Here is a 21,188-nt window from a genome sequence, read left to right as displayed (position 1 = left end):
CCTCACCTGCCTAATTTCGGCCTTACCTGATGACGGGCACACCTCGAACGCGCGCCCGTTCCCACCAGTCGTTCGCACGCCGCCGATTCAGGACGGCGGCTCCTGGAAGGAACCCCCTCAAGTGAAGCTTCAGCGCAAGAACCGGCGGGCTCTCGCTCTCGGCGCGATCGCCGTCTCCGGCGCCCTGGCCCTCACGGCGTGCGGCTCGGACGACACCGGCGAGAGCAGCGGCGGCGACTCCACCGCCACCGCCCAGGCCGGCTCCATCGACTGCGGCGACGCCAGCGGCCAGCTGCTCGCCGACGGCTCGTCCGCGCAGAAGAACGCGATCGACGCCTGGGTGAAGCAGTTCTCGGCCCAGTGCTCCGGCGTCCAGATCAACTACAAGGGCGGCGGCTCCGGCGCCGGTATCACCGCGTTCAACCAGGGCACGGTCGCCTTCGCCGGCTCGGACTCCGCGCTGAAGCCCGAAGAGGTCACCGCCTCCAAGGAGGTCTGCTCCGGCGGCCAGGGCATCGACCTCCCGATGGTCGGCGGCGCGATCGCCCTCGCGTACAACGTCGAGGGTGTCGACAACCTGGTCCTGGACGCGCCGACGATCGCCAAGATCTTCAGCGGCAAGATCAAGAACTGGGACGACGCGGCGATCAAGGAGCTGAACCCCGGCGCCGACCTGCCCAGCACCAAGATCCAGGCGTTCCACCGCTCGGACGAGTCCGGCACCACGGACAACTTCACCAAGTACCTGACCGCCGCCGCCCCGAGCGACTGGACGTACGAGGGCGGCAAGGCGTGGACGGCTCCGGGCGGCCAGGCCGCGTCCGGTTCCTCCGGTGTCGCGCAGAGCGTGAAGCAGACCTCCGGCGCCATCAGCTACATGGAGGAGTCGTACGCGAAGGACATGTCGACCGTCGCGATCGACACGGGCGCCGCCGAGCCGGTCAAGCCCACGTCCGACACCGCCACCGCCGCCATCGCGGACGCCGAGGTCGTCGGCACGGGCAAGGACCTGGCGCTTGAGATCAACTACAACACCAAGGCCGACGGCGCCTACCCGATCACCCTGGTCACGTACGAGATCGTCTGCGACAAGGGCAACAAGGCCGAGACCCTGCCCACCGTCAAGTCGTTCCTGACCTACATCGCCAGCGAGGAGGGCCAGGGCCTCCTCGCCGAGAACTCCTACGCCCCGATCCCCGACGACATCATCTCCAAGGTCCGCACCACCATCGCGGGCCTGAGCTGACCTGAGCGTGCGGCCCGGTTCCCCCTCGGGGCCGGGCCGCACCGTCCGGTGCACCGCCGCCAGGAACCGTACGCCGAGTACGGCTCCGCAGACCGGAGAAACCCGATGGACATAACCACACAAGACGCACCTCCCCCGACGCCCCAGCCGACCCAGGGCGAGCGCAAGCGTGCCGCCCGCGGCGCCACCCGCCCCGGAGACCGGGTCTTCCTCGGTCTCGCCCGCGGCTCCGGCATCTTCCTGCTGCTGATCATGGCCGCGATCGCGGTCTTCCTCAGCTGGCGGGCCGCCATCGCGATCAGCGACAACGAGGGCAACTTCCTCACCACCTTCGAGTGGAACACCGGAACCCAGCCGCCGGTCTTCGGCATCGCGGTCCTGGCCTACGGCACGATCATCTCCTCGATCATCGCCATGGCCATCGCGGTCCCGGTCTCCGTCGCCATCGCGCTGTTCATCACCCACTACGCCCCGCGCAGGCTCAGCTCCCCCATCGCGTACGTGATCGACCTGCTCGCCGCCGTACCGTCCATCGTGTACGGCCTGTGGGGCGCCCTGATCCTCGTACCGCAGATGGACGGCCTCTTCGGCTGGCTGAACGACTACTTCCGCTGGACCGGCGTCTTCTCCTGGGAGGAAGGCGCCCCGCGCTCGATGCTCACCGTCGGCGTCCTGCTCGCGATCATGATCCTGCCGATCATCACGAACGTGAGCCGTGAGGTCTTCAACCAGGTCCCGCAGATGCACGAGGAAGCGGCACTGGCTCTCGGCGCGACGCGCTGGGAGGTCATCCGGATGGCCGTCCTGCCGTTCGGCCGCTCCGGCATCATCTCCGCCTCGATGCTGGGCCTCGGCCGCGCGCTCGGCGAGACGATGGCCGTCGCCACCGTGCTCTCCCCGGACTTCCTGATCCACGGCAGCCTGCTCAACCCGGGCGGCGGCACCTTCGCCCAGAACATCGCCGCCAAGTTCCCCGAGGCGGACGAGTTCGGCCAGGACGCGCTCATCGCCTCCGGCCTGGTCCTGTTCGTCATCACCCTGCTGGTCAACGGCGCGGCTCGCATGATCATCGCCCGCCGCAAGGAGTTCTCGGGGGCCAACGCATGAGCACCACCGCCATCAACGACAAGCGCCCCAGCTCCCTGCAGGGCGAGCGGTTGCCGAAGTGGTTCCCGTGGGCGCTGGGCGCGGGTTCCGTCGCCGTCTCCGTCGGCCTCTGCCTGGCCACCGGGATCGACAGCCGGATCCAGTGGGGTCTGATCGCCGCGATCCTCTTCGTCCTCGGTACGTTCGTCATCGCCGGCCGGGTCGAAGGCCGCCGCCAGGCCAAGGACCGCATCGCGACCTCGCTGGTCTGGGTCGCCTTCCTGCTCGCCGTGGTGCCGCTCGCATCGCTGATCTGGGCCACCGTCGAGCGCGGCACCAAAGTGCTCGACGGATACTTCCTCAGCCACTCGATGGGCGTCGTCGCCGACACCGAGCCGGGCGGCGGCATCTACGCGGCCATCATCGGCACCCTGGAGCAGGTCGGCATCGCCACCCTGATCGCCGTGCCGATCGGTGTGCTCACCGCGATCTACCTGGTGGAGTACGGGCGGGGCAACCTCGCCCGGGCCGTCACCTTCTTCGTCGACGTCATGACGGGCATCCCGTCGATCGTCGCCGGTCTGTTCATCCTCTCGCTTCTGCTCATGTTCGACCTGGGCTTCTCCGGCTTCGCCGGTGCGCTCGCGCTGACGATCCTGATGATGCCGGTTGTGGTCCGCTCCACGGAGGAGATGCTCAAGCTCGTCCCGAACGAGCTGCGGGAGGCGTCCTTCGCACTGGGCGTGCCGAAGTGGCGCACCATCCTGAAGGTGGTCCTGCCGACCGCGATCGGCGGTATCACCACCGGCATCATGCTGGCGGTGGCCCGTATCGCCGGTGAGACCGCACCCGTACTGTTGCTGGTGTTCGGCAACCCGTTCATCAACAACAACCCGTTCGAGGGTGCGCAATCGTCGCTGCCGCTGTACATCTACCAGCAGTTCAAGAACAGCGCCGGCGAAGGTGCGGCGTACGACCGTGCCTGGGCCGCGGCCCTCACTCTGATCGCCTTCGTGATGATCCTGAACCTGGCAGCCCGCGGCATCGCCCGCTGGAAGGCGCCGAAGACCGGTCGCTGACGCGACGATGTGCGGCCACCGCCGCGTGAGACCGACAGCGACCGATCTCAGATTTCCCGAAAGAAGCAGTGATACCCATGGCCAAGCGAATTGACGTAAGCGGGCTGAACGCCTACTACGGCTCCTTCCGCGCCATCGAAGACATCTCGATGACCGTCGAGCCCCGCTCCGTGACCGCCTTCATCGGCCCCTCCGGCTGCGGCAAGTCCACGTTCCTGCGCACGCTCAACCGCATGCACGAGGTGACGCCGGGCGGCAGGGTCGAGGGCAAGGTCATGCTCGACGACGAGAACCTGTACGGCGCTGGGGTGGACCCGGTGTCCGTGCGGCGCGAGGTCGGCATGGTCTTCCAGCGTCCGAACCCGTTCCCCACGATGTCGGTGTACGACAACGTGGCGGCCGGCCTGCGGCTCAACGGCTCGTACAAGAAGGCCGCGCTGGACGACATCGTCGAGAAGTCCCTCAAGGGCGCGAACCTCTGGAACGAGGTCAAGGACCGCCTGAACAAGCCGGGTTCGGGCCTGTCGGGCGGTCAGCAGCAGCGTCTGTGCATCGCGCGGGCGATCGCGGTGGAACCGAACGTGCTGCTGATGGACGAGCCCTGCTCGGCCCTCGACCCCATCTCCACCCTCGCGATCGAGGACCTGATCGGCGAGCTGAAGGAGCGCTTCACGATCGTCATCGTGACGCACAACATGCAGCAGGCGGCCCGGGTCTCCGACCGCACCGCCTTCTTCAACCTCGCCGCCGTCGGCCAGCCGGGCAAGCTCATCGAGATAGACGACACGGAGCGCATCTTCTCCAACCCGTCGGTCCAGGCCACCGAGGACTACATCTCCGGCCGCTTCGGCTGACAGACCCCTCGCGGTGCTGCATGGCGGTGCCACCGCGAGGCCAAAAGGGCCCGCCCCCCGGGAGCCGGGGGGCGGGCCCACCCCCTGCGCCCGCCCAGGCTGCGGGCATTCGTGCCGCCTAGGGCGGCACGGGTGGGCGCAGGCGGCACCCCGTCAACGCCGGGCCGCCGCACCACCCCACAGCAACCCCCACCCACGCGCACCGCTACAGAAACGCCAGGTTCACGACCCCGAACGCCCCCGCGGCCACCACCGCAGCCGCCGGCATCGTGATGAACCACCCGAGCACAATGTTCTTGGCAACGCCCCACCGCACGGCATTGACCCGCTTGGTAGCCCCCACCCCCATGATCGCCGACGTGATCACATGCGTCGTGGAAATCGGCGCCTTGAACAAGAACGCCGTGGTGAACATGATCGACGCCCCCGTCGTCTCCGCCGCGAACCCCTGCGGCGGATCCAACTCGATGATCTTCCGCCCCAGCGTCCGCATGATCCGCCACCCCCCGGCATACGTACCGAGCGACAGCATCACGGCGCACACGATCTTCACCCACACCGGAATCGGATCGCCGTAGTCCTCGACATCGGCGATGACCAGCGCCATGACCACAATGCCCATGGTCTTCTGCGCATCCTGCAGACCGTGCCCCAGAGCCATCCCCGCCGCGGAGACCGTCTGCGCTATCCGGAACCCCCGCTTGGCCTTGTGCGGATTCGCCCGCCGGAAGATCCACATGATCGCCGTCATCACCAGATATCCGACCGCCATGCCCACCACAGGCGACACGAACATCGGAATGACGATCTTCTCCAGCACCCCGTCCCAGTAGACGGTGGTCCCACCCGCCAGCGCGGCCCCCACCATCCCGCCGAACAACGCGTGCGAGGACGACGAGGGCAGCCCGAAGTACCAGGTGACGAGGTTCCACGTGATCGCGCCTATGAGCGCGGCGAAGAGGATCCCCATCCCCTTCGACCCCTCGGGTGTCTGAATCAGCCCCTCACTGACCGTCTTGGCGACCCCGCTGCCCATAAAGGCTCCGGCGAGATTCATCACGGCCGCCATCGCCAGCGCGGCCTTGGGCGTCAGCGCACGCGTCGACACCGACGTGGCGATCGCGTTCGCCGAATCGTGGAAGCCGTTGGTGTAGGTGAAGAAGAGCGCGACCAGAACGGTCACGACCAGCGCGAAGGTGTCCATGGCGTGGGCTCAGGACTCCTTGACGGCGATGGTCTCCACCGTGTTCGCCACATGCTCGAACGCGTCCGCCGCCTCCTCCAGCACATCCACGATCTGCTTGAGCTTCAGCACCTCGATCGCGTCGTACTTGCCGTTGAAGAGATGTGCAAGAAGCTTTCTGTGGATCTGGTCGGCCTGGTTCTCCAGCCGGTTGACCTCGATCCAGTACTCGGTGAGGTTGTCCATCGTCCGCAGATTCGGCATCGCCTCGGCCGTCAGCTCGGCCGCCCGCGCCAGCACCTCGATCTGCTGCTCGACGCCCTTGGGCAGTTCCTCCACGTTGTAGAGGACGACGAGGTCGACGGCCTCCTCCATGAAGTCCATGATGTCGTCGAGGGACGAAGCCAGGGAGTAGATGTCCTCACGGTCGAACGGCGTGATGAACGAGGAGTTCAACTGGTGGAAGATCGCGTGTGTCGCATCGTCACCCGCATGTTCCGCGGCCCGCATACGCTCTGCGATCTCGGCCCGGCCGGCGGTGTCCGCCCCGAGCAATTCCATCAGGAGTTTCGAGCCCGTGACGATGTTGTCCGCGGACGCGGCAAACATGTCATAGAAGCTCGTCTCCCTGGGGGTCAGACGAAAGCGCACGTGGGGTCCTCGGGATGCTTCGGTTTCGGTCAGGCTGATGCTAGGCACATCATCCAGCCATGGCTAATGGGCCGCCCCCCAGTGTCGCCCATCGAGCAGACTGCTCCGCACAGGGGCGTAACAAGGCTTCGGTCCTGGCTTCGGTACTGGCTTCGGTACTGGCTTCTGCCTGCGGCATTGGCCAACAGCCCTATACCCAGCAAAGTTCGGTACGATATACCCAGTAGGGGTATATGTGTCTGGAGGACGCGATGACGACCACCGAGGCCGGCGCCGGGGCGCCCTCCGAGGCCGCCGCGACCGTGGTCACCGACCACGACCGCGGGATCCACGGGTACCACAAGCAGAAGGACGAACACCTCAAACGCCTGCGCAGGATCGAGGGCCAGATCCGCGGCCTGCAGCGCATGGTCGACGAGGACGTCTACTGCATCGACATACTCACGCAGGTGTCCGCCTCCACCAAGGCCCTGCAGTCCTTCGCCCTGCAACTCCTGGAGGAGCACCTGCGCCACTGCGTCGCCGACGCCGCCGTCAAGGGCGGCACGGAGATCGACGCGAAGGTGGAGGAGGCGACAAAGGCGATCGGCCGACTGCTGCGCACGTGAGATTCACCGCGCGACGTTCACCGCGCCACATCCACCGCGCGACGTTCACCGCGCCCCAAAGGGGCGCGGGCCGTATCAATTGTGCGGCTCTGCGCGCTCACGTGTTTCGGCCACTTTCAGCACCTCGTCGATGCTCTCCATGCTGAGCCGGTCCTCGTGGGCGGCCGACGCCGCGATGATCAGGTCTCCGCACAGCTCGATCTCGGCGAGGGCCACGTGGTCCTGAACTGCCGTACCGCCGACCGGAGCCACGTGCATCACCTCTTCTCTGCCGTCACCGACTTCCTAGAGTAGGGAGCGGCCTACACAACGCGCATGGCACGGACGGGCTAGTTCTTGACGCCCGTCATTCTTCCGCGCACCTTTCCCCACGGCTTCCCCGTGAGCCCCGGCTCACTCCTCGGCGATCTTCCCGGCGTAGATGTCCCCGGTCGCCGGCAGCTCTACGTGGACAGGGGCCCCGAAGTCGTACAGCAGCGTCGTCGAGGCCACCGCGACGGTGTTCTGCTGCTGTCCGCCCACGAAGTTGACGAAGCTGAACCGGTGCCGGATCTTGCGGATGCGCCCCTGCTCGTCGAGGTAGACGTCGAAGGGCACAGTGGCCCTGGCGAACCCTTTCGCCGCCGCGGCGAGCGCTTTCTGGTTTCCTTCCGAGGCCTCCTGGGCCGCGTCCGCGAGGTCGGCGGTCCCCCGGTAGTGCCGTACGGCGGTCCCCGCGACCTCGGTCTCCCCCACATACGTCGCCGTCCGCGTCCCGCGCAGCAACTCGGCGGCGGCGAACGGGTCCGTGGCGCCACCGGTGACGAGGTTGCCGTCGGAGAGCGTGGCGGTGTCCACGCGCACCCATTTGTCGGCGGGCACCCCGGCCCCCCGGTTCTTCATGAACAGCGCGCCCGGGGCAAGGAGTTCGGTGATCGACCGGTGTTCCCGGCTCCCCGCCGGATCCTGGGGCAGCAGCACCTTCAGCCGCCCGAGCTGCCGGGAGAAGTCGTACACCCCTTCTCCCCGGATGGTGACGCGGGTTCCGCCGGTGGCCATCTCCATGGAGGTACGGGCCTGGGCACTGCCCGCGTCCACCAGCCGGCCGGCGGCCCGGTGCAGGGCCTCGACGGGATCTGCGGCCGCACGCGCGTCCTCCGCGGCGGCCCCGCCGGAACACCCGGTGGCGCATGCGCAGACCATGAGTCCCGCGACCCCTGTCGCCGTCCGCCACTGTCGCCGCTGCCGCTCCGCCATCGCCTGCCTACCCCCAGCCGCTACGTCCGTCCCGGGCCCCCTGTCGCTTACGGATAACGACGGCTGGGTGGCCTCGTCACGCTGGCCGAAGACGGACAGTGAGCGGAGAAACCGTTTACCCGCGCTGGGTACGGTAGAAGGTGTGGCGCACCACGACGGCCTGGATTCCGGCCAGGCAGACCCGGAACATCTCACAACGACGGTTGACCAAGGCAAGTTCTGCACAGCTCGATGCAGCTGCGGCTGGCGCGGCCCCGCCCGCAGAGCCCGCAGCCAGGCCAGGACGGACGCGAAGGGCCACGCGAACGCACCCGGGTAGTGACGCCGTTCCGGCACGTCGGGCCGTACTCCGGCATCCTGTCCTGTGACATGACCGCGTTCTTGTCACACGACGGCCCGCTGTGGAACCCGCGCCCCCGGGGCCCCGTCTCGCTCCACGAAAGCCGACGGAAGCCGACGGGAGGCGCACATGGAACGGCGTACGTTCATCGCAGGCGGCACGGCCGCGCTCGCGGGACTGACGACAGCGGCATGCAGCAGCGAGGGAACGTCGGGCGCCACCCGCACCACCACCACCGCCGCCACCACCACGGGCAGGCCCGCTTCCACCGTCACCACGCCCGCCGCCGCGCAGAACTGGTCCGGCCTGGCCGAGGACCTCGACGGCACCCTGGTCCGCCCCGGCGAGGAGCAGTGGAAGGCGGCCCGCCAACTCTACAACACCCGCTTCGACAGCTTGAAGCCGGTCGCGGTGGCGTACGTGGCCCACTCCGACGACATCCGTACGGCCCTCGCCTATGCCCGGGCCCACGACCTCCGGGTGGCGATCCGCAACGGCGGCCACTCGTACGCGGGCTGGTCGTCCGGCGACGGCCGGCTGATCGTCGACGTGTCGAAGCTCAGCCGGGTCCGCGCGAGCGGCGGTACGGCCGTCGTCGGCGCCGGCGCCAAGCTGATCGACGTCTACCGCTCCCTCGCCGCCAAGGGCGTGACCATCCCTGCGGGCTCCTGCCCGACGGTGGGAGTCTCCGGCCTCGCCCTGGGCGGCGGCCACGGAGTGGTCTCCCGGGCGTACGGCCTGACCTGCGACAGCCTCACCCAGGCCACCCTGATCACGGCGGACGGCAAGCAGCTGACAGCCAACGCCGCCGAGAACAAGGACCTGTTCTGGGCGCTGCGCGGCGCGGGCAATGGCAACTTCGGTGTCGTGACGGAACTGCGGTTCAAGACCCACCCGGCCCCGCAGGCGGTGTCGGCGTATCTGAGCTGGCCGTGGTCGAAGGCGGCGGCGGTGGTGCGGGCCTGGCAGGAGTGGGGGCCGAGCCAACCCGACGAGATCTGGTCCTCCCTGCACATCGCCAACGCGGTGGGCGGCACCCCGACCGTCTCCGTCGCGGCCTTCTCCCTCGGCACGTACGGCGAACTGCAGAACGCGGTGGACCGGCTGGCCGACCGAATAGGCTCCCCGGCGACCAGCGTCTCCCTGAAGCGCCGCTCCTACGAGGCCTCGATGGAGCTCTACGCGGGATGCTCGTCCTTCGCGTCGGACGCCCAGTGCCACCTCCCGGGCGCCACCCCCGGCCGCTCCCCCGAAGGCGCCCTGAACCGCGAGACCTACGCGGCGAAGTCGGACTTCTTCGACGCCTCACTCCCGGCGAACGGCATCCAGCAGCTCCTGTCCCAGCTGGCCTCGGTCCAGGGAGGCGCCGGCAGCGTCCAGCTCACCGCCCTGGGCGGCGCCGTCAACCGCGTCTCCCCCACCGCCACGGCCTTCGTCCACCGCCGCTCGCGCATGCTGGCCCAGTACATCGCCTCCTGGCGAGCAGGCACCCCCGGCACGACAGCCCAGTCCTGGCTCACCTCGGCTCACACCGCCATGCGCCCCTACGCCTCCGGCGCCGCCTACCAGAACTACACGGACCCGAACCTGAAGAACTGGCGCAAGGCGTACTACGGGGACGCGGCCCCCGGCCTGCAGCGCTTGAAGAGGCAGTACGACCCGAAGAGGTTCTTCACATACCCACAGGCGCTGTAGGCAGCGCCCCAAAGGGGCGCGGGGCTCTGCCAATGTGCGGCTCCGCCGCGTGGGCGCGACCAGCCACAACGCACCCGTACCCGCGCCCGCACCCGCACCCGACACATCAGCCCTCCAGCGGAGCGCTTACGCCGCCAGGTCCCGCTCAGCCGCATCCGCCGACTCGGCCCGAGCCCCAGGAATCACAGCTCCCTCAAGTCCCGCGGCTCTCCCCCGCCCCCGGATGAGCCAAGACGCCCTGCTCGACCCCTCAGCCGCCGTCATCACCGGCGTCAGCAAAGCCATCGCAAGCGGCGACAGCAACAACACCACGGCCGTGCCGAGCGCGAACCCGCCCACGACATCCGTCGGATAGTGCACACCCATAAGGACCCGGCAGAACCCCTCGACGAAGGCCAGCGCGATCCCCGCGATACCGAATTTCCTGTTCGCGACGAACAGACCGGCCCCGATGGCCATGGCGATCGTCGCGTGATCGCTCACAAAGGAGAAATCGGTCTTCCCCTCCACGAGGACTTCCAGCCCCTGATGGTCGAGAAAGGGCCGGGGCCGCTCCACAAATCCCCGTATCGGCACATTCACGAGCACCGCGATCCCGGCGGCGAGCGGCGCCCACACCAGCGCGGCGACAGAAGACGCCGCATCAGCACCACCGCGCCGCCGCACAGTCCACCAGCACCAGAGCACCAGCAGCCCCATCGCGATCAACAGCCCGAACTCGCCGACGAATTCCACACCCCGGCCGAACCACCCGGGCGCGTCCTTGGCGAGGCCATTGATGTCGTAAAGCAGCTCGACGTCGGGGTTCGACCCGTATTCGGCGAGTCCAGCCATAGTGCGCGGCCCCTTCGTCGTCTCTCCCGGCGCACATGTGCGTACGCCGAACTTGCCACCCCCGTGGATGTAGATCCGCTTCCGCCAGACGTCCGCTCGGCTACGTCACCAGGAACGCACGTCCCCTGTTGATACGTTCCACACTCCACCGAATGATCACTCAGACGTTATCGAAGAGAGACTCATCACCGCAGCTCAGGGGGGTGGTTGACGCTCTGTGGAGAGATCGGTTCAGGCCATACCCGCGGGGTTTGCGCGTTCCGCGCCGACCACTCGCCGGTCAGCCTCCGACATACGCCGCAAGGTGCTCACCTGTGACGGTGGAGCGGTCGGCGACGAGTTCGGCGGGAGTGCCCTCGAACACGATTCGGCCACCGTCGTGCCCGGCACCGGGTCCGAGGTCGATGATCCAGTCAGCGTGCGCCATGACCGCCTGGTGGTGCTCGATGACGATGACGGACTTGCCGGCGTCGACGAGCCGGTCGAGCAGGCCGAGGAGTTGCTCGACGTCGGCGAGATGGAGACCGGTCGTCGGTTCGTCGAGGACGTACACGCCGCCCTTGTCGCCCATGTGCGTGGCCAGCTTGAGCCGCTGCCGCTCGCCGCCGGACAGCGTGGTGAGCGGCTGGCCGAGGGTGAGGTAGCCGAGGCCGACGTCGGCGAGCCGGTCGAGGATGGTGTGCGCGGCGGGCGTACGTGCCTCGCCGGCGCCGAAGAACTCCTCGGCCTCGGTCACCGACATCGCCAGCACCTCGCTGATGTCCCGGCCGCCGAGCCGGTACTCCAGCACCGAGGCGTCGAACCGCTTCCCCTCGCAGTCCTCGCAGGTGGTGGCGACACTCTGCATGATCGCCAGGTCGGTGTAGATGACACCGGCGCCGTTGCAGGTGGGGCAGGCGCCCTCGGAGTTGGCGCTGAACAGCGCCGGCTTCACGCCGTTGGCCTTGGCGAAGGCCTTGCGGATCGGGTCGAGCAGTCCGGTGTACGTCGCCGGGTTGCTGCGCCGGGAACCGCGGATCGGGGTCTGGTCGACCGCCACCACACCCTGGTCGGCGGGGATCGAGCCGTGCACGAGCGAGCTCTTGCCGGATCCGGCGACGCCGGTGACCACGGTCAGCACGCCGAGCGGGATGTCGACGTCGACGCCCTGGAGGTTGTTCGCCGTCGCCCCGCGGATCTCCAGCGCGCCCTTCGGCGTCCGCACCGTCTCCTTCAGCGCGGCCCGGTCGTCGAGATGCCGGCCGGTGATGGTGCCGGAGGCCCGCAGGCCGTCGAGGGTGCCCTCGTAGCAGACGGTGCCGCCCGCCGTACCGGCACCGGGGCCGAGGTCGACGACGTGGTCGGCGATCGCGATCGCCTCCGGCTTGTGCTCCACGACCAGCACGGTGTTGCCCTTGTCCCGCAGCCGCAGCAGCAGGTTGTTCATGCGCTGGATGTCATGCGGGTGCAGGCCGATGGTGGGCTCGTCGAAGACGTACGTGACGTCGGTGAGGGAGGAGCCGAGGTGGCGGATCATCTTGACGCGCTGCGCCTCACCACCGGACAGCGTGCCCGCGGGCCGGTCCAGCGAGAGATAGCCGAGGCCGATCTCCACGAACGAGTCGAGGCTCTGCCGCAGCGCGGTCAGCAGCGGCGCCACCGACGGTTCCTTGCGGCCGCGGACCCATTCGGCCAGGTCGCGGATCTCCATCGCGCAGGCGTCCGCGATGGAGATATTCCCGATCTTCGACGACCGGGCGCCCTCGCTGAGCCGCGTGCCGTCGCACTCGGGGCAGGTGGTGAAGGTGACGGCCCGCTCCACGAACGCCCGGATGTGCGGCTGCATCGCCTCCTTGTCCTTGGACAGGAACGACTTCTGGATCTTGGGGATCAGCCCTTCGTAGGTGAGGTTGATGCCGTTGACCTTCACCTTCGTCGGCTCGCCGTAGAGGAAGTCCTGCATCTCCTGCTCGGTGAACCTGCGGATCGGCTTGTTCGGGTCGAGGAAGCCCGACTGGGCGTAGAGCCCGACCGTCCACTGGCTGTCCGACTTCCAGCCGGGGATGGTGAACGCGCCCTCGGCGAGCGACTTGGAGTCGTCGTACAGCTGCGTGAGGTCGATGTCGGAGACCTTGCCCCGGCCCTCGCAGTGCGTGCACATGCCGCCGGTGCGCTCGTAAGTCGCCCGCACCGCCTTCTTGTTGCCCTTCTCGACGGTGATCGCACCGGCCGCCCGGACCGTGGCGGTGTTGAACGAGTACGCGCTCGGCGGCCCGATGTGCGGCTCGCCGAGCCGGCTGAAGAGGATGCGCAGCATCGCGTTCGCGTCGGTGGCGGTACCGACCGTGGACCGCGGATCGGCACCCATCCGCTGCTGATCGACGCTGATCACCGTCGTCAGCCCGTCGAGCACATCGACCTCGGGCCGCGCCAGGTTCGGCATGAACCCCTGAACAAAGGCGCTGTACGTCTCATTGATCAGCCGCTGCGACTCCACGGCGATCGTGTCGAACACCAGCGAACTCTTCCCCGACCCGGACACCCCGGTGAACACCGTCAGCCGCCGCTTGGGTATCTCGATGCTGACGTCCTTGAGATTGTTCTCCCGCGCCCCGTGCACACGAATCATGTCGTGAAGGTCGGCAGCGTGCGACGTAGCCCTGCTCATCGTGTCTCCCTTTCATGGGCGGTACGGCGGCGCCCCGTCAGGGGCGCGAGGAACTGCGCGACCAGCCACAACGGCCCCGCAGACAAGCGACAAACCATCGCGGCACTACCCGCGGAGCGTCCCGCTCACTTCACTTCCTGAATCCGCACCATGTTGCCCGCGGGATCCCGAAACGCACAGTCCCGCACCCCGTACGGCTGCTCCGTCGGCTCCTGAACCACCTCCGCCGCCGCACTGGCCTGCACCTTCTCGAACGTGCCGGCGAGATCCCGGGTGGCCAGCAGAATCCAGCCGTAGGTCCCCTTGGCCATCATCTCGGCGATGGTGCGCCGCTCCTCCTCGGTGATCCCGGGATCGGCGGCGGGCGGCGCCAGCAGGATGGACGTGCCCGGCTGCCCGGCAGGACCGACCGTGATCCACCGCATCGTGCCCTGTCCGACGTCACTGCGGACCTCGAAGCCGAGGGCGTCCCGGTAGAAGGCCAGCGCGGCCTCCGGGTCGTCCTGCGGAAGGAAGCTCGTGTGAATGGTGATGTCCATGGACATCACGCTAGCGACGGCTCACCGGTGCCGCTTCTCGATTCCTGACCGGCCTGGTCACCTGCTTGGCCACGCACGCCGGCAGCCCCTCCGTCGCGCTCGCCGCGAGCCGCCGGTAGGTGCTCGGCGGCATGCCGACCAGCTCGGTGAAGCGGGTGCTGAAGGTGCCCAGCGAGGCACAGCCGACCTCGAAGCAGACCTCGGTGACGGAGAGGTCGCCACGGCGCAGCAACGTCATCGCGCGCTCGATGCGCCGCGTCATCAGATAGCTGTACGGCGACTCCCCGTACGCGGCCCGGAACTCCCGGCTGAGGTGCCCGGCCGACATGTGCGCACCGCGCGCGAGCGCCTCGACGTCCAGCGGCTGCGCGTACTCCCGGTCGATCCGGTCGCGGACCCGGCGCAGCCGCGCGAGATCACGCAGGCGCTGTTCCGGGACGGGTGGGCCGGTCACGTACGAGAGCCTACGACCGCCATCCCCGCCCCGTCATCCCAGCCCAGCCATCCCCGCCCCGTCATCCCTGCCCAGCCATCGCCAACGCCGCCCCACCGTCCTCGGTGACCCGGGTCGCCCCGAAGTAGTCGGGGGTGTCGATCGGGTCGAACCGGATCACGGCCCCCGGCCGGGGCGCGTCGATCATGTACCCGCCGCCGACATAGATCCCCACGTGCCGGATGGCCCGCGAATCGGTGAGGTCGTCCGAGAAGAACACCAGGTCCCCGGGGAGCAGCTCGTCCCGCGGGGGATGCGGTCCGGCGTTGTACTGATCGTTGGCGACCCGGGGCAACGTGATCCCGGCGCTCTCGTACGCCGCCTTGGTCAGCCCGGAACAGTCGAACCGCCCTCCCTGGTCGGCGGTCCCGTTCCCACCCCACAGATAGGGTGTGCCGAGCTTCTTCTGGGCGTAGTCGATGGCGGTGGCGGCCTGCTCCGACGGATCCACCCGGGTCACGGGCGCCGCGAAGCTGTCCTCAAGCGTCGTGATCGTCCTCACGTAGTTCTGGGTCTCCGAGTACGGCGGCACCCCCCCGTACCGGATGACCGCGTACGCCCCCGCGTTGTAGGCGGCGAGCATGTTCTCCGTCGCGTTCCCCGGCACGTCCTCCACATACGAGGCGAGCGCGCAGTCGTACGAGGCGGCCGACGGAATCGCGTCGTTCGGATCCCACACGTCCCGGTCCCCGTCGCCGTCGCCGTCGACGCCGTGCGTGGCCCAGGTCCCCGGAATGAACTGCGCTATCCCCTGCGCCGCCGCCGGGCTCTGCGCGTTGGGATTGAACCCGCTCTCCTGATACAGCTGGGCGGCGAGCAGCGCGGGGTTGATGGCGGGGCACATATTGCCGTACCTCTGCACGAGCGGCTGATATTCGGCGGGCACGGCCCCCTCGGCAAGCGTCCTCGTGCCCCCGCCATCCCCCTCGGCAGGATTCCCCGCGACGAGGTAGACACCCGCGACTAGCAGCATCATGAAGCTGACCCCCGCCGCGAACACGGCGCCCGCCACGATCCATGCCTTACGCACCGTCAACCGCCCCTCGCCCACCGGGTGTCCGCTCGCGCCAGTTTAGGAGCTTCCCCCCTGGCAAGCCCCGCAACCGGCGGCATCGCGACACAGAGCGACCACCTCCACCCGGAACACTCCCACTCGCCCCTGCGCTGAAGCCGGGGCATGCGCGGCCTTGCTGCATACGGCTGCGAGAGCGCGGCGAGTTGGTACAACGGACACAACGGACCGGCGCTTCAAGGGAGTTGGCCCACGACGCTCAACGCCCCACCCCGAGCGGCCCATCGCGGTGGGTGCGGCGACGGCGGTGACACCGAAGGGGCACGGCCCGCCGCGGATGCCGCCCGCGAATTCTGCGGGCGGTGCCGACGGGCCGCTGAGGCCGCGGGCCGTCGGGTATGCGGTGCGCGGAGCGACGTCGGCATGGAGAACGGAACGGAGGTGCGTCAACCCCCGCCGCCCTCGCGCCCTCCGCCCCCTCCGCTCCGGCGCGGTGTAGTGCCGTACAGCAGAAAGCCGTCGGTGGAGACCTCGATGCCGATCGGCTCGGGCAGTCGTATGGCTTCTCCGAACTTGCCGGGGAGTACGTCCTGGTAGGCGCCGTTGTCCGGACGGGTGTGCAGGGCCCAGGTGCCGTTTCGGGGGTCGATGACGAGGAGGACGGGAACGCGGGCGACGGCGTACCAGTCGGCCTTGTCCCGGATCTGGCGGGACTTCTCGGACTGGGAGATGACTTCGACAGCGAGCTCGATGTCCTGGGGGTCCAACAACCAGTCATCCGACTCCAGGAACTCCCGAGGGCAGACCAGGAGGTCCGGCGTCACGAAGTCATCCGGATCATCCGGCATCTCGATGGACGACACTACCGGCGCGACGAGCTCCGGCGGAAGCTTCGGCCTGATCAACTCCTCAAGCTGGTAGACCACTCCCGCGTGCTTCCCGCGCGGAGTCGGGGACATCACGAGCTTCCCTCCCATGATCTGCACCCGCAGACCCGTCGCCTCCTCGATCTTCTCTGCGATCTCGCGCAGATTCCCCGGACGGGGTCGCAGATGGGGCAGGCCGCCCGGCGACACGGACATGGCTCGCTGCCTCCGTCCCTCCACCGCTTCGGTGTCCTCGACCGCACGACCGGGTTCGCTGGGAGGTCCGACATCCCGCTCGGCGTCGCATCCACCGTACTGTGCGGGCTTCCTGCGCCGCTGCTCAACCTTGGTCACGCCACCCCTCCTACACGCTCCGATCACGTACCACTACGTTAGGTCACCCCACTGACACTCGGCCCACAGCAGCTTCCCGCCCTTCGACGCCCCCAGCTCCCGCAGTACGGAGGCTCCGACGGAGTCCGCGCACGCGCGCACGAGCCGCAGGCCCCGACCGCCCTCCGCGTCATCCGGCGGCACGGCGGGCAGGTCGCCGTCGACGGCGAACCCGGGCGGGACCCTCGGGTCCGTGTCCCATACCGCGACCCGGAGGCGCTCGGCATCCATCGGGCGGACCCGGAGGGCGTACGGGCCGGCCGTATGACGGTGGGCGTTGGCGAGGAGTTCGGCGGCCAGGAGTTCGGCAGTGGGGGTGACACCGGCGAGGCCATGGGCGGCGAGGACCGTACGCAGGGTGGCGCGGGCGATCCCCGGTGCGCGTGGATCGTGCGGGAGTTGCAGGGTGTAGGCCCAGGACGGGGATACGGTGGCCATGGAAGTCTCCGATCACTGAGGGGAGTTGAGAGCGTGCGTACGGTTGCCCAGTGGCCTGCCGATCCGTCGAGCGGTGCACTTCTGGGCGAAGTGGCGCCGCACTCAAAATAGCCACAAGGCATATACTATTCATCCCATTCGGAGCGAGAATTTCTGATACCACCTGTGTGGGTGACACGCAGTACAGAGGAGCGACGGGCATGCCCGTGAGGACCAACCCGACGGCGCGGCAACTGCGTTTCGGCGCTGAACTGCGCAAGCTGCGCGAGCGCGCGGGCCTGACGTCGACGGAGGCCGCCCGGCTCCTCGGCATCAAGCAGGCTCAGGTCAGCAACATGGAAACCGGACGTCTCGCCGTGAGCGCGGAGCGTGTGCGCACGATGGCCTGCCAATACGACTGCCCCGACAAGGAACTCGTCGAAGCCATCGCAGGGATGACCGGCGAACGCCGACGCGGCTGGTGGGAGGAGTACCGGGAGATCCTGCCGTCCGGACTGCTGGACCTCTCCGAGTTGGAGTCCCACGGCACCGCCCTGCGCACCGCCCACACGTCAGGCATCCCCGGTCTTCTCCAGACGCTGGATCACGCACGCGAGGTGTTCCGCCAGGTCGTGCCCGAGCTCTCACCTCCCGAAGTGGAGCACCGCGCATCCTTCCGCATCAAGCGCCAAGCGGTGCTCTTCCGGAAGGAGCCGATCCCGTATCAGGCGATCATCCACGAGGCCGCCCTACGCATGAGATTCGGCGGACGGGAGGTCACCAAGCAGCAGCTGAAACACCTTCTCAAGATGGGCGAGCACCCCAACATCTCAATCCACGTCATCCCGTTCGACGCCGGCGGTTACCCCGGAGCGGGCCAGCCCATCTACTACGTCCACGGGCCTGTACCGCAGCTCGACACCGTTCAGCTCGACCAGTCGCACGGCATCACCCTGCTGAACGCCGAGGCGCAGCTCGACAAGTACCGAAAGGTCCTGGACCGCCTGATGGCCCTCGCACTGATCGAGCTGGAATCACGGGCCCTCATCCACAGCGTCATCCAGTCCCTCTGAGAGGCATACATGTCCACCACCCCCTGGCAGAAGTCCTCGTACTGCGGCGAGGGCGAGTCCTGCGTCCATGTCGCTACCACCGCCAAAACGATCCATCTCACCGAAAGCAGCGACCCCACCGGCGCGATACTCACGGCCACCCCGGCCGCCTTCGACACCCTCCTCACCACCCTCAAGAAGGACCCGCACCGTGCCTGACATCCCCCCGAACCTCACCTGGACCCGCGCCGCCCCACCCGACGCCACCGGACCCGGCCCCTGGATCGAGATCGCCTTCGGCGAGGGCGACGACGGCGACGCCCCCGTCTACCTCCGCGAGACCAGCGCCCCGGAAACCGTCGTCACCACCAACCGCCGCAAGTGGGACGCCTTCGTACTCGGCGTACAGGCGGGCGAGTTCGACCACTTCGTGGAGGGCGTAGAGGGAATCGCGAGCGCGCAGGAATGAAGCCAACCACCAGGATGGTACGACTCGGGTATGATGCAAGTATGACCACGAAGATCACTGTGTCGCTTTCCGACGAAACCGCCGGTTACGTTCGCACGCACGCCCCTGAAGGCAACGTCTCCGCGTTCATAGACCGCCTGATCCGTCGGCAGATCACACTCGACGCAGCGAGGCAGTTGGCCGCAGCCGGCTATCGCCCGGATCTGGACGGCGACGGCGACGCGTGGTGAATCGAGGTGACATCTGGCAGGTCAAGGGCGCCCAAGGTGAACGAACTGTCTGCGTGGTCAGCCTCGACGGGCTCGACGAGACCTTCGGCGCCTGCCTCGCCATCGTCCTGCATCCGCCCGGGGCCTATCCGGACACCATTATGTCGGTGCACCTGAAAGCCCCTCTCGAAGCCGTGGCCGTGGCCCTCAACATCACCCAGCTCAAGACGGCGCGCTTCCACGACGGCACCTGTCTGGGCAACATCGGACCGGACGCCCTCGCACGCATCGATCAGGCTCTGCGCGCAGTCCTCGATCTCTGACCGCACGGTCTCCCAACGCTCCGCCGACGGACGGAACCCATCCGCGGAGATCGACTGGACTTCGAGGCCCGGCATCGCTTCTCAAGCGGTCAGTTCCGTCTGCGTCGGAGCGGCAGAGATCGTTTCGTGGCGGATGTACCACTCGGTGGCGAGGAACCGTTCCCGGACGGCCGTCGGGAAACCGGCGAGCAGGCCCGGCGCGGCGCCCCGCTCCACCTCGGTGCGATGGGCCAGTACGGCAGCCCACTTCCGCGCCAGCCACGGGCTCACGTCGACGGTCGCGGTGATCAGCTCGTCGGGGACCGTCCTCAGGGCCCTGCCCGCATGGGCGAACTCGCTGAGCGCCCCGACGGCCGAATGCGGGTGCGTGGCCAGGTAGAGGGCGCTCGGCCGCCAGGGTTCACCGGCGTCCGGATAGAGCCGCTCCAGCCCGGCCGCCTGGACCGCGAGCGCGGTCACCCGGTGGGTGTGCACATGGTCCGGGTGGCCGGTCACCCCGCCGTACGCGTCATGGGTGACCACGATCTCCGGGCGGAACTGCCGGACATGGACCACCAGCCGCCCCACCGCCTCGTCGAGCGGCGCATCGAGGAACCTCAACCCGCCCGGCGCCGACTCCGGCACCCGGGCGTCGGCGTAGCCGAGCATCCGCGGTCCGCCCGCGCCCAGAATCCGCAGCGCCTCGGCGAGTTCCGCAGCGCGCCGGGTGCCCTCGGTCCAGGTCGCCGTCACAACACCGGTCCGGGCACCCGCGGCGGCGTGCCGGGCGAGTACTCCGCCGGAGGACAGCGACTCGTCGTCCGGATGAGCGAAGACCGCAAGCAGGCTCGGCACCGACACGGGCATCGATCGACCGCCTCCCTTGAGTACCGATACTCATGTACGACTTCACAAGTCCCATTCGGTGACCATGCCCGCCGACGTGGTCACGGGATCTTTCGGCGTGGATGTGGATGCCTCGGCGGACACGATCCGTTGGGCGCTGACCATGACACAGTCGGAGCGGTGACCGTGCGGCAGACGGCGGTGTAGCGGTCGCCCGCCAATCGCTGGGCGACGGGCTGCCGCAACGGCCAGGTCACTCCGGTCAGTTCCTCCGAACGGGGGCGGTACCGCGCAAACCCGCGCCCTGCACGCCTGCCTGCGCTGGCGGAACACCGATGCCCGGCATCCCGACGTGCTGGCCGCCCAACGACGTGAGCGCGCCCGTATCCGTAGTGAGAAGGGCATCCGGTGGGGCGGGCGACCGGCGAAAGCCGCGTGACCATACGAGCAGCACCGGCGACACTGACGCCATGACCGTTGATCGCGAGGCACTTCAGTCCAGCTGGAACCGGACCCGTGGCCACCTCGACGCTGCCCGGGTCCATCTGACGGGCCTGCCGAACATCGACCTCTCAGCGCCGCTTGAGTTCCTGGAGCACAACGAGCTGGAGCTCGCCTTCGGCTGTCTCGTCGATCTCGGTGACGACCTCGACCTGCCGCTCACCTTCTGGCAGCACCTGGACCGAGCAGCCCGTGAGATGCGGCTCTACAGCGATGCGCTGCACAAATCCCACCTCACGGCGGCTGACCTGTGCCGCCGCCGTCTCGCAGCTGCCTCCGAGAAGGAATGACCCGCCAACCCGGCGAACCCCTTCCCGGTCAGAGCACTGGCCGACCTCGCAGCCGCCTCAATCGCCCGACGTGCCGTTCGTGAACGCCTCGCGGGAGGCGCCGGACAGCGCTGCGAGCAGAGGCCCGCGCAGCACTGCCCGTTCCGTCAGCGCGGAAGAAGCACGTTCAAGAAGCACGTTCACCGACGCTTCCCCTGGACAGCCCGCCATCGAACGCTACTGGGAACCGGAGGGGTTGTACGCCGGGCACTGGGTCCTGTCCACGGAGGTGGTGTACGGCGGCTCGCGGCGCTCGCTGGCCAATTGGGCGCTGAGTCCCACCGGCCAGGTTCGTGACCTG

The 21,188-nt window shown here is 68.4% G+C and carries 24 protein-coding genes and 1 pseudogene; 13 read left to right on the top strand and 12 right to left on the bottom strand.

The annotated features are described in order from the left end of the window. The first annotated feature begins 121 nt into the window (after positions 1 to 121). From pstS to pstB, 4 genes are all read left to right on the top strand, one after another. Positions 122 to 1,246, top strand: coding sequence for a phosphate ABC transporter substrate-binding protein PstS (pstS, locus tag GFH49_RS28455; RefSeq protein WP_155058916.1), 1,125 nt, complete (start codon positions 122 to 124; stop codon positions 1,244 to 1,246). A gap of 105 nt (positions 1,247 to 1,351) precedes the next feature. Further along, positions 1,352 to 2,353: a phosphate ABC transporter permease subunit PstC gene (pstC, locus tag GFH49_RS28450; protein WP_155058915.1), complete on the top strand. Its 1,002-nt coding sequence runs from the start codon at positions 1,352 to 1,354 to the stop codon at positions 2,351 to 2,353. Beyond that, positions 2,350 to 3,411, top strand: a complete 1,062-nt coding sequence (pstA, locus tag GFH49_RS28445; RefSeq protein WP_155058914.1) for a phosphate ABC transporter permease PstA — start codon at positions 2,350 to 2,352, stop codon at positions 3,409 to 3,411. Before pstC ends, pstA begins: the two co-directional genes overlap by 4 nt. Before the next feature lie 77 nt (positions 3,412 to 3,488). Beyond that, positions 3,489 to 4,265 carry a phosphate ABC transporter ATP-binding protein PstB gene (gene pstB / locus GFH49_RS28440; protein WP_155058913.1) on the top strand — a complete coding sequence of 259 codons (777 nt, stop codon included), beginning with the start codon at positions 3,489 to 3,491 and terminating at the stop codon, positions 4,263 to 4,265. A 205-nt stretch (positions 4,266 to 4,470) separates the two neighbouring features. Here the strand turns inward: pstB and GFH49_RS28435 are convergent, their stop codons facing one another. Beyond that, a complete protein-coding gene (locus GFH49_RS28435; protein ID WP_155058912.1) occupies positions 4,471 to 5,469 on the bottom strand; it encodes an inorganic phosphate transporter in 999 nt (332 codons plus the stop codon). A 9-nt stretch (positions 5,470 to 5,478) separates the two neighbouring features. Then, on the bottom strand, positions 5,479 to 6,099 hold the full coding sequence (locus GFH49_RS28430) for a DUF47 domain-containing protein (RefSeq protein WP_015659485.1): 621 nt from the start codon (positions 6,097 to 6,099) through the stop codon (positions 5,479 to 5,481). A 251-nt stretch (positions 6,100 to 6,350) separates the two neighbouring features. On the opposite strand from GFH49_RS28430, the gene GFH49_RS28425 reads away from it, so the two are divergent. After that, on the top strand, positions 6,351 to 6,707 hold the full coding sequence (locus GFH49_RS28425) for a metal-sensitive transcriptional regulator (RefSeq protein ID WP_155058911.1): 357 nt from the start codon (positions 6,351 to 6,353) through the stop codon (positions 6,705 to 6,707). 75 nt (positions 6,708 to 6,782) lie between these two features. Here GFH49_RS28425 and GFH49_RS28420 read toward each other — a convergent pair whose 3' ends face one another. Together GFH49_RS28420 and GFH49_RS28415 are read right to left on the bottom strand one after the other, a co-directional pair. Further along, complete coding sequence (locus GFH49_RS28420; protein WP_155058910.1) at positions 6,783 to 6,965, bottom strand: hypothetical protein; 183 nt, start codon at positions 6,963 to 6,965, stop codon at positions 6,783 to 6,785. A 135-nt stretch (positions 6,966 to 7,100) separates the two neighbouring features. After that, positions 7,101 to 7,943, bottom strand: a complete 843-nt coding sequence (locus GFH49_RS28415; RefSeq protein WP_155058909.1) for an SCO4651 family lipoprotein — start codon at positions 7,941 to 7,943, stop codon at positions 7,101 to 7,103. A 469-nt stretch (positions 7,944 to 8,412) separates the two neighbouring features. Between GFH49_RS28415 and GFH49_RS28410 the strand changes: the two genes are divergently transcribed. Further along, positions 8,413 to 9,978, top strand: coding sequence for an FAD-binding oxidoreductase (locus GFH49_RS28410; protein ID WP_155058908.1), 1,566 nt, complete (start codon positions 8,413 to 8,415; stop codon positions 9,976 to 9,978). A 126-nt stretch (positions 9,979 to 10,104) separates the two neighbouring features. Here GFH49_RS28410 and GFH49_RS28405 read toward each other — a convergent pair whose 3' ends face one another. The 7 genes from GFH49_RS28405 to GFH49_RS28375 all read right to left on the bottom strand — a co-directional run bounded on the left by GFH49_RS28405 (position 10,105) and on the right by GFH49_RS28375 (position 17,200). After that, entirely contained in the window at positions 10,105 to 10,812 is a 708-nt protein-coding gene (locus GFH49_RS28405; RefSeq protein WP_155058907.1) for a phosphatase PAP2 family protein, read from the bottom strand. Between the two features lie 280 nt (positions 10,813 to 11,092). Then, positions 11,093 to 13,459 (bottom strand): ATP-binding cassette domain-containing protein, encoded by a 2,367-nt coding sequence (locus GFH49_RS28400; protein WP_155058906.1) that lies wholly within the window; start codon positions 13,457 to 13,459, stop codon positions 11,093 to 11,095. A gap of 125 nt (positions 13,460 to 13,584) precedes the next feature. Further along, positions 13,585 to 13,998, bottom strand: coding sequence for a VOC family protein (locus GFH49_RS28395; protein ID WP_155058905.1), 414 nt, complete (start codon positions 13,996 to 13,998; stop codon positions 13,585 to 13,587). A 10-nt stretch (positions 13,999 to 14,008) separates the two neighbouring features. Beyond that, complete coding sequence (locus GFH49_RS28390) at positions 14,009 to 14,452, bottom strand: helix-turn-helix transcriptional regulator (RefSeq protein WP_155058904.1); 444 nt, start codon at positions 14,450 to 14,452, stop codon at positions 14,009 to 14,011. Between the two features lie 61 nt (positions 14,453 to 14,513). Beyond that, the gene (locus GFH49_RS28385) at positions 14,514 to 15,527 is read right to left on the bottom strand and encodes a C40 family peptidase (protein ID WP_328288296.1); all 1,014 of its coding nucleotides are present in this window, start codon (positions 15,525 to 15,527) and stop codon (positions 14,514 to 14,516) included. Between the two features lie 422 nt (positions 15,528 to 15,949). After that, on the bottom strand, positions 15,950 to 16,723 hold the full coding sequence (locus GFH49_RS28380; RefSeq protein WP_230396544.1) for a Uma2 family endonuclease: 774 nt from the start codon (positions 16,721 to 16,723) through the stop codon (positions 15,950 to 15,952). 33 nt (positions 16,724 to 16,756) lie between these two features. Further along, positions 16,757 to 17,200: an ATP-binding protein gene (locus GFH49_RS28375; protein ID WP_155058902.1), complete on the bottom strand. Its 444-nt coding sequence runs from the start codon at positions 17,198 to 17,200 to the stop codon at positions 16,757 to 16,759. 200 nt (positions 17,201 to 17,400) lie between these two features. On the opposite strand from GFH49_RS28375, the gene GFH49_RS28370 reads away from it, so the two are divergent. Genes GFH49_RS28370 through GFH49_RS28350 form a run of 5 tightly spaced genes read left to right on the top strand, consistent with a single transcriptional unit; the run spans position 17,401 to position 19,232 of the window. Further along, positions 17,401 to 18,252 (top strand): helix-turn-helix domain-containing protein, encoded by an 852-nt coding sequence (locus GFH49_RS28370; RefSeq protein WP_155058901.1) that lies wholly within the window; start codon positions 17,401 to 17,403, stop codon positions 18,250 to 18,252. Between the two features lie 9 nt (positions 18,253 to 18,261). Further along, entirely contained in the window at positions 18,262 to 18,450 is a 189-nt protein-coding gene (locus GFH49_RS28365; protein ID WP_155058900.1) for a DUF397 domain-containing protein, read from the top strand. Beyond that, a complete protein-coding gene (locus GFH49_RS28360) occupies positions 18,443 to 18,700 on the top strand; it encodes a DUF397 domain-containing protein (RefSeq protein WP_155058899.1) in 258 nt (85 codons plus the stop codon). Before GFH49_RS28365 ends, GFH49_RS28360 begins: the two co-directional genes overlap by 8 nt. Before the next feature lie 41 nt (positions 18,701 to 18,741). Continuing rightward, positions 18,742 to 18,930 (top strand): toxin-antitoxin system HicB family antitoxin, encoded by a 189-nt coding sequence (locus tag GFH49_RS28355; protein WP_155058898.1) that lies wholly within the window; start codon positions 18,742 to 18,744, stop codon positions 18,928 to 18,930. Positions 18,931 to 18,983: 53 nt separating this feature from the next. After that, the gene (locus GFH49_RS28350; protein ID WP_230396543.1) at positions 18,984 to 19,232 is read left to right on the top strand and encodes a hypothetical protein; all 249 of its coding nucleotides are present in this window, start codon (positions 18,984 to 18,986) and stop codon (positions 19,230 to 19,232) included. An 81-nt stretch (positions 19,233 to 19,313) separates the two neighbouring features. Here the strand turns inward: GFH49_RS28350 and GFH49_RS28345 are convergent, their stop codons facing one another. Beyond that, positions 19,314 to 20,072 (bottom strand): PIG-L family deacetylase, encoded by a 759-nt coding sequence (locus GFH49_RS28345; RefSeq protein WP_155058963.1) that lies wholly within the window; start codon positions 20,070 to 20,072, stop codon positions 19,314 to 19,316. Between the two features lie 271 nt (positions 20,073 to 20,343). Here GFH49_RS28345 and GFH49_RS40505 point away from each other — a divergent pair. Together GFH49_RS40505 and GFH49_RS28340 are read left to right on the top strand one after the other, a co-directional pair. Next, positions 20,344 to 20,496, top strand: a pseudogene (locus GFH49_RS40505) (integrase); the annotation flags it as partial. 31 nt (positions 20,497 to 20,527) lie between these two features. Then, positions 20,528 to 20,848, top strand: a complete 321-nt coding sequence (locus GFH49_RS28340; protein ID WP_155058897.1) for a MafI family immunity protein — start codon at positions 20,528 to 20,530, stop codon at positions 20,846 to 20,848. Positions 20,849 to 21,188 lie beyond the last annotated feature (340 nt).

It is taken from the genome of Streptomyces blattellae, from assembly GCF_009709555.1.
Taxonomy (GTDB): Bacteria; Actinomycetota; Actinomycetes; order Streptomycetales; family Streptomycetaceae; genus Streptomyces; species Streptomyces blattellae.
The sequence above is the reverse complement of the archived record's forward strand: the minus strand, read 5'-3'. Positions and strand labels throughout refer to the sequence as shown.